This window comes from Arthrobacter sp. MYb221 (genome assembly GCF_002979835.1).
Lineage (GTDB): Bacteria > Actinomycetota > Actinomycetes > Actinomycetales > Micrococcaceae > Glutamicibacter.
In genome coordinates this window covers 321,462-334,982 of record NZ_PCPW01000003.1, presented here as the reverse complement: position 1 = coordinate 334,982, position 13,521 = coordinate 321,462, and the positions used below count along the sequence as shown (strand labels likewise).

The following is a 13,521-nucleotide window of genomic DNA, read 5'->3' as shown; positions in this document are numbered from 1 at the left end:
CTTACTTGGCCTCCTTCACGGTCACTGCAATACCGGTGGACTTCAGATGTTCGATAATTGCCGCGATGTCCGCGTCTGGGGCGAACTGCACTCGCAGGTGCGCGAACTGCTGATCACCCAGATGCTCTACGGAGCCGGCCAAGACATTGACGTCGGTGTTGAACTTTCGCGCGATGCCGGAGATGACCGGCTCGGTGGCTTGTTCGCCCGTGTAGAGAAGATCAAGTACGCGACCTGCACCTTCTACCTGCGGGGCTTCTCCCGGCAGTGGTAGCAGCGTAGAAGCCAAACGTCCCGAAGGGTTGGTGATGACCGCTTCGATGTCGCCATGCTCCACGATCTTGCCGGCTTCGAGCAGCGAAACCGAATCGCAGGCATGCTTGACGACGTGCATTTCGTGGGTGATGATCAGCACCGTGATGTTCAACCGGTCGCGAAGTTTTTTTACCAGCTCAAGAATTTCATCGGTGGTGGCCGGGTCCAAAGCACTGGTTGGCTCATCGCAGAGCAGCACGTCGGGGTCTGTCGCTAATGCGCGGGCGATACCCACGCGCTGTCGCTGACCACCGGAAAGCTGCGATGGGTAGCCCTTGGCGAACTTCGTCAGCCCGACGAGTTCCAAAAGCTGCGCAACTTTCTCGGCGATTTCCTTCTTCGGTGTGCCCACCAATTCCAGTGGGTAGGCAACATTCTGTTCGGTGGTTCGGGAATCGAACAGATTGGCATGCTGGAAGACCATGCCGATACGGCGACGAGCGTTGCGTAACGCGTCGGAGTCGACATTCGTCAGTTCCTTGCCGTTAACCGCAACGGAGCCGGACGTAGGCTGGTCAAGCAACGTCAGGCAGCGGACAAGTGTTGATTTGCCAGCTCCGGAATGTCCAACGATGCCATGAATTTTCCCGGTCGGGACTTCAAGGCTGACACCATCCAGTGCAACAACGTCATTGCTGCCTTGACGATAAACCTTACGCAGGTCACTAACTGTGATCACTAGGCGCGTTCCTTCAATTCTCAAGGGGTATAGAGAGTACCCTCCATTGAATCACTATCGAACAATATCGCCCGAACCGCCCGCAAAACACATTCACTATTCTTCATATGCGGCCAAAATCGGGGACGAATCGAAGATGATTCGCAGATTTGTGACTGAAGATGAACTAATGACTTACCCGGAATCTCGCGGGAGCCAGTTTTTAGGATGTGAAGTGCCTAACATTCACTGGAAATGCATGGTTTAGCTGTCTTTTATCGGCCAAGCGCCATCGACGAGGGCCTGGGGATCGCGCTTGCGCAGGTATTCCTGGAAGCTCGCGGCTTGTTCGCGAGCCCACCCGATCTGCCAGCCGTGCAAATCCTGCGGATCAACTTGTAGCTGCGGGTACTTCTCGGCGATGGCTCGCGCTACCGCCACGCATGCCACCGAATCGGCGAAGGAGGTGTGGGCATTTTCCAGGACGACGCCGTAGTGTTCGCAGGCAGCTGCCAGCGTGCGCTTTCCCTTGCGGAACTTGTCGACCTGCTTGTCGATGATGAACGGGTCAATCACGTTTCCGGGGATGAACGGCACCAGGTCGTAGCGCAAGGCCTCGGCATGCAGGACGGAGAAGTCATAGGCGGCGTTGAACGCGACCACCGGGGACTGCTGGGCGGCGAACTGGAGCAGGTTGAGGATCTCGGCAACGCCCTGAGCGGCAGGAATGCCCTCCGCGCGAGCTTTTTCGGTGGACACGCCGTGCACCGCGGCAGCAGCCTCGGGAATTTCAACGCCGGGATCAATCAGCCACTCCCGCTGGTTCACAACCTGACCTTGGGCATCAAGCAGAACCACCGACGCAGTGACGATGCGCGCCGTAGTGGTGTCGACGCCAGTGGTTTCCAAGTCAAAGCCAACTGCAAGGCCCTTATGCCATTCATTCATGAAATCAACGCTACCCGCTCATTCGGTCAACCATTGGGCTGACGCTCCGGTTGTGGATGAGGATGTCCAAGTTGGCACAATAGGGACATGAGCTCCGAATCAAGCCACTTGCCCCTCGAGTATGCCGAGGCCGTCCATCGGCTGGCGGCACTTGTCCCGCCGGGAGCGGTACTCAGCTATGGCGACGTAGCAGAGCTCCTGGGGGTCGGCGGCGCTCGGCAGGCTGGCAAGGCGATGGGAAGTTCACCGGAGGGGACACCCTGGTGGCGCATTCTTCGGGCCGACGGCACCCTGACTTTGGCACTCGGCGAACGAGGAGAGGACGAGTGGACGCGGGAGAACACTCCCCGCCGGGGTCGACGCGTAAATATGGCCCAAGCACGCTGGAAACCGAACGATGCCCAATGGGCGCAAATCGATTCGCTCAAAGCGGCGTTGCAACCGGGCTACTTGTCCGAAGCGGATGATCAACTATGAACATGGAAGATATGACCGACCCGGCACAACTGGATACGTCTTCGCTGCTTGAGAGGCTGGCAACGGTAGCCAAACCTACCCTCGTGACCGGGGCCCCGGGGACTGGGAAAAGCACGGCCCTGCTGGACACAGCCGTGGCGCATCTGGACGCTGGTTTGGATCCGCTGCAGCTGTTGATTATTGCGCCAACTCGTCTGACCGCTGCCGGCATTCGAGACGACCTCAGCCGCCGAGCGGATCAAACTTTTACGGAGCCGGTGGTGCGGACCTGGTCCGCATATGCCTTTGATCTCATCCGAAGGGCACGCTTGGAAGGCCTGCTGCCGAATTTGGAACGGGCTCCTCGACTCCTTTCGGGACCTGAACAGGATACGCTCATCGGCAACCTCCTCGAAGGCCACCAGCAGGGATTGACCGCGGGCCCGGGGTGGCCCGAGGACTTGAACTTAGCGGTCGAAACACGCGGGTTCAGGAAAGAACTGCGTGAATTCTTTGACCGGGTTTCTGAGCTTGGACTTGAACCGGTAGATATTGCGCAACTTGGGGAACAGGCCAAGCGCGCAGAGTGGGTGGCCGCGGCACGCTTCTATCAGGAATACCGCGACCTGCTGGACCTAGGCAGTGCGGAAGCTTTTGACCCGGCGGGTCTGATGACCCGTGCCGCCCAATTGTTCGAACAGCATCCAGAATTCCTGGCCGAAGAGCACGAAAAACTGCAGCTGATCCTCGTCGATGACCTGCAAGAAGCGACCTTGTCGCAGCATCGGCTTTTGCGGCTGATCGCGCGTGATCGCCGGCTCGTTGCCTTTGCGGCGCCAGATAATGTGGTCCAAGGATTTCGTGGTGCACGCCCCGATGAGCTGAACCGTTTCTCGCAAAATTACAGCAGCAAGGATGAGGCTCAACTCTTCGAATTGGATACCAGCTTGCGCATGGCACCGGCCATTATGGATGCTTGGAAGCGCGTCGTGCGGCGAATCCCGCTAGCGGCCGGCCTGCGCGGACGAAAACTGGAAGCGCCAGCGGAAACCGAAACCGGGCAGGTTCAAGCTCTGTGCTTTGAAAACTCCACCTTGGAAGAACGCTACATAGCCCAACGCATAGTCCAGATGGATCTCTACGAGGGCTTCCCGCTCTCCGACATGGCCATCGTGGTCCGCAACGGTTCACAGGTACGGTCCTTCAGCCGGTTCCTCGAAGGCCAAGGGATCGCGGTCCAGGTTCCACCGGCCGAAATCCCCTTGAAGGATGAGGGCGCGGTACGGCCCTTGCTCGACCTGGTCCAGCTGGCCCTGGCCGGCGGCGTAAGCGACGATCCGCTGCTGATGCAGAACCTGCTGCTCTCGCGCTACGGAATGAGCACCGCATTGGAAATTCGACGCCTGAGGCAGCTGCTGCGCCAACGCGAAAGCTCGGTGGGCGGACGGCGATCCAGCCAAGAGCTTCTCGAAGCGAGCCTTCATGAACCGGAACTGAGCCGTGACTTGGGGCCCGTAGCCTTTGGCTTGGAACGCCTGCTGAGCATGTTCGGTGCCTTGCGCACCGAGCTTGCCACCGGGCAGGCAACCCCGGAAACGGCGCTGTGGGCGTTGTGGGAAGCTTCGGGCCGGGCCAACGCCTGGCGCAAGGAAGCGCTGGGCACCGGAAATACCGCCCGTCGTGCCGATCACGACCTGGACGCGGTCCTTTCGCTATTCCAGGCAGCCGAACGGTTTGTGGATCAGCTGCCCGGTGCCAGCGTGGAACTTTTCATCGATCACATTTTGCATCAGGAACTGCCGATGGACTCACTGGCCTCGCGAGCCACCGGGACGAAAACGGTCACGGTGCTGACCACCGCGGCGGCCGCAGGCAAGCACTGGCCCGTCGTATTCATTCCGGGCCTGCAGGAAGGCAGCTGGCCGAACCTGCGGCTGCGCGGTGAGCTGCTGGGTTCCAACGCCCTGGCCGACGCGGTAGAACACGGCCTGGCCTTCCTGAGCACACGCACCCCGACGCAGCTGGTGCGCGGAATCCGCAATGATGAAATGCGAAGCTTCAGCAACGCCGTTTCGCGCGCCTCGCGATTGTTGATTTGCACGGCGGTGGATAACGAGGACTCGCAACCCTCATCGTTCTTGGACCTGGTTGATCCAAACGGCGGCGCGCAACGAGAACTCACCGCGGTCCCACGAATCAGGGCCCTGCCCACGCTGGTGGCTGAACTGCGTTCGATGGCCGAACGCGCCAAGGCCGCGCAACTCGGCGCGGTCCCCGCTCCCGAGCACGTTTCGGCCGACGAGATCTACCACGACGCCATCACGGTGCTAGGGCAATTGGCCGACAGCGAATACCCGGTGCGTGGCGCTCACCCAAAGGGTTGGTGGGGATTGAAGCCACTGAGCACCAGCGCCCCGGTGGTTCCCGCCGATCAACCGCTGCGTGTGTCACCCTCAAAGGTCGAGACCCTGGTGAAGTCGCCGCTGAACTGGTTTGTGCAAAGCGCCGGGGGAGAAGCGGCGCATGACTTCGCCGCCTCCCTGGGCACCTTGATTCACTCCATCGCCGAAGAGCACCCGGAGGCCAGCGGGAGCGAATACTCGAACATCCTCGAGCAGCGGTGGCCGGAGCTGGAAAAGCTCCCGAATTGGGAGGGGCAGCGCGACTTTGACAGAGCCGAAGAAATGCTCAAAAAACTTGCGCAATACAGCATCGCCATGCGCACCTCCGGGCGTGAACTACGAGCGAGAGAACTGTCCTTCCAGGTTGACGTTCCGCAGGAAGGCAAGCATATCCAGCTGCGCGGAGTCATCGACCGGGTGGAAGCCGACGCGCAGGGCAAGGCCACGGTGGTAGATCTGAAAACCGGTGGCAAAGCGCCAACGCTCAAAGACACCGAAACCCACCCGCAGCTGGCCGTCTACCAGACCGCGGTGCAGCTCGGTGCATTGCAGCAGCACGATGAAACCGCCGCGCTTTCCACCGAACCAGCCGGAGCGTCGCTGGTCTACGTCGGTACCCCGACGAAGTCGGCCACCCTGCGGGATCAGCCGGCCCTTGGAACAGAAACCTGGGCGCGGGAGCTGATTCTCGAAGCGGCCGAGCTGATGGGCGAGAGCGAATTCACCACCCGGCACACCATTGGCTCCGAGGGCCTGCGCGGATCGTGCACGCTGCCCGAAATCTGCCCATTGTGCGAGCAAGGACGACAGGTCACCGAACCATGAGCAATATTCGATTCACCCCGCAGGAACTTTCCGAAGCCCTAGGGGAGCAGTTCCCGCCAACCGCGCAGCAGGCCGAGATCATCTGTGCCCCCTTGGAACCCATGCTGGTCATCGCCGGCGCGGGTTCCGGCAAGACGAAGACCATGGCGGACAAGGTGGTTTGGCTCGTCGCCAACGGGCTGGTTCGCCCGGAAGAAATCCTCGGCGTGACGTTCACGCGCAAGGCAGCCGGCGAACTTTCCGCACGTATCCGAGCCAAGATCGCGCAGCTAGTGGCCACGGGGCTGCTCGGTGAAGAGGAAACCAGAGACTTCCTGGACCCGGCGGTATCCACCTACCATTCCTATGCCAATACCTTGGTGCAGGACTACGGACTTCGCCTGGGGATCGAAGAAGACACGGTATTGCTCGGTGCGGCGCAATCCTGGCAGCTGGCCCATCAGGTGTTGGAGAGCTATACCGGAAACTACGAGCATCTCGGCTCGGCGACCAGCACGCTGATCGACGCAATCGTCTCATTCAGCTCCGAGTCCTCCGAGCATCTGGTCTCCCCGCCGCAGGCCCAGCAATGGCTCGACAACCTCATTGCCGAAGTCTCCCTGTTCCCGATGCAGGCGGACAAGGAAAAGAAGCGGACCGTTGCGGCGCAGAACATGATCGACCGGCTCGCCTCCCGCGCGACCATCGCCGAGCTGGCCCAGGAATACGCCCTGTCCAAGGCGAAACTCGGGGTGATGGACTACGGCGATCTGGTCTCCCACGCGGCGCATATTGCGCAGGAAGTTCCGGCCGAGGCGCTTGCCGAGCGCACCAGCCACAAGGTGGTGCTGCTCGATGAATTCCAAGACACCTCGCATGCCCAGATGGTGCTGTTCTCGCAACTTTATGGCGATGGCCACCCGGTGACCGCGGTGGGGGATCCCAACCAATCCATCTACGGATTCCGCGGTGCCAGCGCCGGCCAGCTATTCCGCTTCCCCCAGGAATTCCCCATAGTGCGCGAATCGAGCAGAGACCTCGCACATGTCAAGCACCTCACGGTGGCATGGCGGAATACCGTGAACGTCTTGGACGCGGCAAACCACATTACCGCTGGCGGTCAGCAGCCGGCCATTGGACCGGTCTCCGTCAAGCCGCTTGAACCCTCGGCTTTTGCGCAGCCCGGCCGAGTAGTGCTCAATCGCTGCGCGAGCGTCCGCGAGGAGGCCGAACGGATCGCGGACCTCATCGTGGCAGAAAATCGCCAGGGCGTCGGTGCCGAGCACAAGACCAGCGCGGTGCTCAGCCGCAACCGGGCGAATCTCTCGGTGATGGGCGAGGTGCTTGGCGAACGGGGCATTGCCTATCAGCTGGTGGGGCTGTCCGGGCTGCTCAGCACCCCTGAGCTCACCGACCTCGTGTCCTGTTTGCATGTGCTGGTGGATCCGTTGCGCTCGGACAAGCTGATGCGCTTGCTCGCAGGCGCCAGATGGCGTTTGGGCGCCGCCGACCTCGCAGCATTCGCCGATTGGTCGCGTTCGCTGGCCCGGCGCCGGGAGCGCGGGCTGAATCCCGAACTGGACTCCGCCGAACCGATCACCCAGAATCAAAGCACGGAGGAGGCGGCCCGCGCGGAGCTCAACGACGCTGCAAGCCTGATCGAGGCGCTGGATTACCTTCCTCCGGCTGGTTGGACGAGCTCCGACGGCCGGCGGTTGTCGAATACCGGCTATGAACGGCTCGAAGCGCTGCGATCCGAACTGCGGCAATTGCGTTTGATCGCCAACGATGATTTGGAAGCGTTGATTCGAGAAGTCGAACGCGCCATGAACCTGGACATCGAGGTGGCTGCCAGACCGTGGATTGCCGCGGACAAATATCGGGTGAACCTGGATGCCTTCGCCGATGTGGTGCGCGAATATTGCCGCAATGCCCCGCGCGTGGAGTTGGCGGGTTTCCTCATGTGGCTTGAACAGGCCGCCGAAAAGGAAAAGGGGCTCCCGCTGCCCTCCGAAGATGCTGATCCGCTGGCGGTACAGTTATTGACTATTCATGCCTCGAAGGGGCTCGAATGGGACATCGTCGCGGTGATGTCTTTGAACGAGGGGGTCTTCCCGGGAGCCAAATCCGATCGTTGGACCAGCGGCGATAAGGCGCTGCCTTGGCCGTTGCGCGGAGATGCCGGCGATTTGCCGCAGTGGGATACCGACCAGCCGGCGCTGAAGGAACTGATCGAGGCCGAATCGATCTTCAAAGATCGGGTGGACGACCATCATATTGCCGAAGAACGCCGCCTCGCCTACGTGGCAGTCACCAGGGCTAAGTCATTGCTGATCTGTTCAAGCAGCATTTGGTCGGGATCGCGCTCCAAGCCCTGTGAACCTTCGGTCTTCATGGACGCACTGCTGCCACTGGCCGAAGGGGAGGAACCCCGCGCCGAAATTGGAGTGTGGGTCGAAAACGATCAGGGGCCCGAGGAAAATCCGGTACGCTCCCAACCGATGGAGGCGCGCTGGCCGTACGACCCGCTTGACGGGCCGGTGATTACCGGCACCGTGCAAAAGTCGCCGCACCCCTATTCTCGTCGTGAGGTGCTCAGTGCGCTTGCCGAAGACGTTGTTGCGGCCAAGGCGACGAGCCAGATGCTGACCGGCTTCGGGGAGCATTGGAAGGACGAGGCGGAGAGGTTGCTGGCGCAACGCGAGTTCCTGAACAACCGCGAACGCGTCATCGCTGCGCCCGAGCATGTGCGGGCCTCATTGTTCGTTGAACTTGCCGAAGACTCTGTGGAGGTGCTGGAGAACCTGCGCCGCCCCGTTCCGCGCCGCCCCGGCCTGGCTGCCCGGCGAGGCACCGCATTCCACGCCTGGATCGAGGAATACTACGAACAAACCCAGATGCTCGACCTAGGCGAGATCGTCGAGCCAGCGGATCGATATATTGACGACGTGCTGGATCTTGCCTCGATGAAGGAAGCGTTCCTAGCCAGCGAATGGGCCGAACGCCAACCGGCATATGTTGAGGTGCCGCTGGAAACACGTGTGGGCCCGGTTGCGGTACGCGGGCGCATCGATGCGGTCTTCCAGCTTGAAGATGGCACCTGGCTGATGCTCGACTGGAAAACCGGAAGGGTGCCCAGCGGCAAGGACCTGAAGAGCAAATTGGTGCAGCTGGCGGTCTACCGTCTTGGCTGGTCACGCCTGCACGGGATCCCGCTGGAACAGATTCAGGCCGCGTTCTACTACGTTGGCGCCGGCATCACGATTCACGCCGAATATCTGGCATCCGAAGAAGAACTTGAATCCATGATCGCCGGGGCCTTCGAAAACCTGACGGAGCAGGTCGAAACGGTAGCTACGAAGTAGTTTCTTCCTTGGAGTCGGTGCCTTCCACGGGCACCGGCTCGCTTGGCTTCGCATCCGGTGCAGGGTTATTTCCCGAATCGGCCTTCGCGGCATCCTCCGGCGAAGTGCTGCCTGCGGCCGCTGCGTCGTCTGTGTGCTGTGCCGCGGGGGACTGCACGCCAGCTTCAACGGGGACGGCGGAGACCGCTGGAGGCTTGGGCGTGCTGTCCTCCGGTGGGGCGTCGGTTTCTACCTCATCCTCGACGGGAAGCTGTGTAACCTTTGAAGAGTTGATTGCCGGAGCGCTCGGCTTCGACGCTACTTCAGGTTTCTCAACCGAAGCGGATGCCGGAGCGGCCAGCGGGCGCGGAGCCTCAACGACGGACAGCGGCTCACCGCCGTACTCGGCTATATTCGTATCCAGTTCCTGCAGCATTTCGTCGGCATCGGCAATGCGCTCGGTGTCTTTGCTGTCCAGGGACTTGACCAACCACTGGGCGAGCGCGAATTCCGCAGCCAGCGCAGCACGGCGCATGATGTGCGGATCTGCTGAGTTGCCGCGAGCCTCCACATAGGCGGCGAATACTCGTTCGCTGAAGCTCTGGTCATCAATGGCGGAGAGCCAGGCGAAGTCGTCGGCGGGGTCGCCCACATGCAAGTCGGTCCAGCCCTTGACGGCGGTAATGATTGAGTGTGAAACCTGCAGCTGCTCTTCATCGAAGTCGCCATGGACCACCGTGGCGTTAAAGCGCCACAGCGACACATCTTCCATGGCGTGCTCCCAACGCCGCAGCAGGCGGCTAGGCACTCGGCCCGTCGCGGCGGCGGTGTCCAGCTCGTTGAGCTTGCGCTGGCGAACTTCATCGGCGGTGTAGGTCGGCAATCCGGCAACTTCGACCGAATCATCGGGAATCTGGTGGATCGCCGCCATGCACTGACCCAAGGCCACCGCAAGCTTGCTTCCCTCCTCGACAAGTTCGTCGAGGGTGGGAACCCGGCCGGGAAGATCTTTATATACGAAGGTTCGCAAGGGGCCCTGACGCACAGTTCCGGCGACAGAGGGCAGGGCGAACGGAAGCGCGGCCCTGACCTTGGCCGAAAAAGCGCGCAAGGCGGAAAGCTCCGCTTCCAGGCGCATACTCGCTTCGTCGTGGCGCGGCGAGCGTACGCGCCAGCGGTGTTTTTGGGAATCTACGATGAGTGCCGAATCGAAGTCTTCTGCATCATCGGACAACGCGGCGAACCTTACCGGGGTCAATCCCGGCACGGCGGCGGTGGCAATAGCGGCGAGTTCCATGGCAGAGCGTTTCACATCCTCCACCGTATGCGAGATCCGGCGTTTCATTCGTTAATGACGCACGGAAGATGGCTAGTTTCAACGCACATGACGGCAGATGCGATTTAGATCATTCGCAATTGTTTTCACCGTGAAGCCAAACCAAGCCAGTGCTCAGCGAATTGCACTAGGTTAGGAGTATGGCGTTGGCAGAAAAATATCGATTACCACTCACCTCATTGAGCTTCGCGCGATCCGTGTATGAGCGTCCGGTGACCGAGCATGACCAGCCTGACCTGCTACCACAGGTCATGGCCGACCCGCAGAGTCGAGTGATGCTGCTTTCCGAGCTTGGTGCTGCGCTAAACGGCGAATCGTTGTTTTTGATCCCAGGCCCGGACTATCAGGCGTCCGGGCAGGAAAAATTCGTCTACCTTGGCCGTGACAAGCAGCACTTATTTGTTTTAGCTATTGTCGACTCCTCGGTGCTTGATGAACGGACCGAGTCATCATGGACCACGCTGCGAGACGCATTTAATGTTCTCGATGCGGCTCAGGCCGAGTTGTTTGTTGAGGCCCAGGCAATAGCCAACTGGAGACGCAACGAAGTGTTCTGTCCCCGGTGCGGTTCCGAACTTCGGTCCTCTACCTCCGGTTGGGTGCAACGCTGCGTGGACAATGGCCACGAGCTGTTCCCGCGCACCGACCCGGCGGTGATCGCCGCCATCGTCGATTCCGAAGATCGTTTGCTGCTCGGTGCCAACAGCATGTTCAAATCCAAGATGTACTCGGTCCTAGCTGGTTTTGTCGAAGCAGGAGAATCACTTGAGTCTGCGGTGCGTCGAGAGATCTTTGAGGAATCAGGGGTACACGTAGGCGATGTTGCCTACCGTGGGTCCCAGCCATGGCCAATGCCGCGCTCACTCATGCTGGGTTTCACCGGCGAGGCACTGAGCACGCAGCTGGTACCTGACGGTGCCGAGATACTCGATCTTCGCTGGTTCACCCGCGAACAACTCGGCTCCGAATTGAGCGCCGGCACCCTGCAAATTCCGCGCGGTATTTCCATCGCACACGCACTGATCCGTAACTGGTACGGAGAAGCCCTCCCGGAGGCCCAAAGCAAGTGACCGAGCAAGAAAATATAACGGCCCCCGATCTTTTGGCAGGGCTTGACGCCGAACAGCGGCTCGCGGCCGAGACCCTGAGCGGCCCAATATGCATCCTTGCCGGTGCCGGGACCGGCAAAACCCGCGCCATCACACACCGCATAGCGCACGGTGTGCATACCGGGGTCTACAACCCGACCAGCGTGCTGGCCCTGACCTTCACGACCCGTGCCGCATCCGAGATGCGCACACGGCTTCGCTTGCTGGGGGCGCCGGGCGTCCAGACCCGGACATTCCACGCCGCTGCGCTTCGGCAGCTGCAGTACTTCTGGCCGCAGTCGGTCGGTGGGACGTTGCCAAACTTGGTGGAGCACAAGGCGCCGCTCATCGCTGAATCCGCGCGCCGACTTCGAATTTCGAGCGACCGCGCCATGGTGCGCGACCTTGCCTCCGAAATCGAATGGGCCAAGGTATCGATGCATTCTCCCGAAAGCTACGCCAAGGTCGCTGCCAGCAGAGATCTGCCCAACGGCTTGGAACCGGTGAGCATGGCACGCATCTTCCAAACCTATGAGGAACTCAAAGACGACCGTAGCGTGATCGACTTTGAAGATGTTTTGCTGCTTACCAGCGCAATTCTTGAAGAAGACGAGAAAGTCGCTGCCAACGTCAGGTCCCAGTATCGACATTTCGTGGTGGATGAGTACCAGGATGTTTCGCCGCTGCAACAGCGGCTGCTCGACCTGTGGCTCGGTGGGCGCGACGAACTGTGTGTGGTGGGCGATGCCTCCCAGACGATCTATTCGTTCACCGGTGCCCGACCTGATTACCTGTTGAACTTCGGCACCCGATTCCCCGAAGCAACCGTCGTCAAGCTCGTGCGTGACTACCGTTCGACACCCGAGGTGGTGAATCTGGCGAATAAGGTGTTGTCCATGCGCCGGATAGAAACTTCGATGCCTGATCCGACCGTCATTTGGCCAGAACCCTTGGAACTCATTGCCCAGCGCGAGCATGGACCCAGTCCTGAATTTTTCGAGGCTGCCGACGATGAACAGGAAGCGGATGAGGTTGCACAACGCATCAAGGCGCTAGTCAAAGACGGGCAAGACGTCTCTGAAATCTCGGTGCTATACCGCACCAACGGTCAGTCTCAAGCCTTTGAACAAGCGCTCACGGCGCACGGAATTTCCTACGTCATGCGTGGCGCCGAGCGGTTTTTCTCGAGGCGTGAAGTCAAAGAGGGAATGCTTGCACTCCGCGCCGCATTAAATGTTGCAGGAGACTTGTCGGTGCCTCAGCTGGTGCGCGATGTGCTCTCCTCGCACGGGTATGCTCCGGAAGCTCCCACCGGCAGCACCGGTGCGGTACGCCAACGGTGGGAATCGTTATCCGCCCTCGTGCGACTGGCCGACGACCTGGTTGCCGGCAAAGGCGACCAGGGGCACGAAGTGACCTTGCGCGATGTGGTCCGCGAACTTGAAGAACGCGCCGCGACACAACATGCGCCGACCTTGGACGGCGTCACGCTCGCGTCCTTCCACGCGGCGAAGGGCCTTGAATGGGACGTTGTTTTCTTGGCAGGCCTCAGCGAGGGACTCGTACCGATCACCTATGCGAAGGACCAGGCTGGCTACGATGAAGAACGTAGGCTGCTCTACGTAGGAATTACTCGTGCGCGCATACGGCTCTACCTGTCGTGGTCCTTAGCCCGGACCCCGGGTGGCCGGGCGCATCGATATCCGTCGAGATTCCTGGACGGGATTAAATCTGTGCGGCAGGCCAGCAGCCGGCAGCAAGCACCGGTTCGCCGCAAGCAGCAGAAACTCACGCCATCTGTTTGCGCCGGTTGCGGATCATTTTTGACCACTGCGAAGGAACGGAAACTCAAACGATGTTCCTCTTGCCCCGCCGCGTACGACGAAGCGCTCTTTGAGCAGCTGCGTAGCTGGCGAGCCTCGGTGGCCCAGAGCAATTCGATTCCCGCATTTGTGATTTTCACCGATGCGACGCTCATGGCAATCTCGGAGCATCGACCGAATTCGGTCCAAGGGCTGGGCAAAATCTCAGGAGTGGGGCGCAGCAAACTTGAACGCTACGGTGAAGCGGTACTGGCGGTTTTGGCCGAATACCAAGGCTAGTTATCGACAGCTCGCAGGGAATGAAAAATCGGTTCACCTACGTGGACCTATGGTGAGCTCATAAGCGA

Annotated in this window: 8 protein-coding genes; 5 read left to right on the top strand and 3 right to left on the bottom strand. The window is 60.6% G+C overall.

Translation table 11 applies throughout. The features are described from left to right. Position 1 precedes the first annotated feature (1 nt). Positions 2 to 994 carry a methionine ABC transporter ATP-binding protein gene (locus tag CQ015_RS06010; RefSeq protein ID WP_096284599.1) on the bottom strand — a complete coding sequence of 331 codons (993 nt, stop codon included), beginning with the start codon at positions 992 to 994 and terminating at the stop codon, positions 2 to 4. Between the two features lie 243 nt (positions 995 to 1,237). Beyond that, positions 1,238 to 1,921: a 3'-5' exonuclease gene (locus CQ015_RS06005; RefSeq protein ID WP_096284601.1), complete on the bottom strand. Its 684-nt coding sequence runs from the start codon at positions 1,919 to 1,921 to the stop codon at positions 1,238 to 1,240. Between the two features lie 87 nt (positions 1,922 to 2,008). On the opposite strand from CQ015_RS06005, the gene CQ015_RS06000 reads away from it, so the two are divergent. The 3 genes from CQ015_RS06000 to CQ015_RS05990 are packed head-to-tail and all read left to right on the top strand — an operon-like array spanning position 2,009 to position 8,948. Continuing rightward, the gene (locus CQ015_RS06000) at positions 2,009 to 2,398 is read left to right on the top strand and encodes an MGMT family protein (protein ID WP_105649578.1); all 390 of its coding nucleotides are present in this window, start codon (positions 2,009 to 2,011) and stop codon (positions 2,396 to 2,398) included. Next, positions 2,395 to 5,604 carry an ATP-dependent DNA helicase gene (locus CQ015_RS05995; protein WP_105649577.1) on the top strand — a complete coding sequence of 1,070 codons (3,210 nt, stop codon included), beginning with the start codon at positions 2,395 to 2,397 and terminating at the stop codon, positions 5,602 to 5,604. Before CQ015_RS06000 ends, CQ015_RS05995 begins: the two co-directional genes overlap by 4 nt. Beyond that, entirely contained in the window at positions 5,601 to 8,948 is a 3,348-nt protein-coding gene (locus CQ015_RS05990; RefSeq protein WP_105649576.1) for an ATP-dependent DNA helicase, read from the top strand. Before CQ015_RS05995 ends, CQ015_RS05990 begins: the two co-directional genes overlap by 4 nt. On the opposite strand, the gene CQ015_RS05985 is transcribed toward CQ015_RS05990, so the two are convergent. Continuing rightward, entirely contained in the window at positions 8,938 to 10,239 is a 1,302-nt protein-coding gene (locus tag CQ015_RS05985) for a phosphotransferase (RefSeq protein ID WP_105649598.1), read from the bottom strand. The two genes, CQ015_RS05990 and CQ015_RS05985, sit on opposite strands and share 11 nt — an antisense overlap. A 164-nt stretch (positions 10,240 to 10,403) precedes the next feature. Here CQ015_RS05985 and nudC point away from each other — a divergent pair, with 164 nt between their 5' ends. Both nudC and CQ015_RS05975 read left to right on the top strand, forming a co-directional pair. Continuing rightward, positions 10,404 to 11,333, top strand: coding sequence for an NAD(+) diphosphatase (nudC, locus tag CQ015_RS05980; RefSeq protein ID WP_105553000.1), 930 nt, complete (start codon positions 10,404 to 10,406; stop codon positions 11,331 to 11,333). Beyond that, complete coding sequence (locus tag CQ015_RS05975) at positions 11,330 to 13,453, top strand: ATP-dependent DNA helicase UvrD2 (RefSeq protein WP_096284610.1); 2,124 nt, start codon at positions 11,330 to 11,332, stop codon at positions 13,451 to 13,453. The genes nudC and CQ015_RS05975 overlap by 4 nt, the downstream gene beginning before the upstream one ends. Positions 13,454 to 13,521 lie beyond the last annotated feature (68 nt).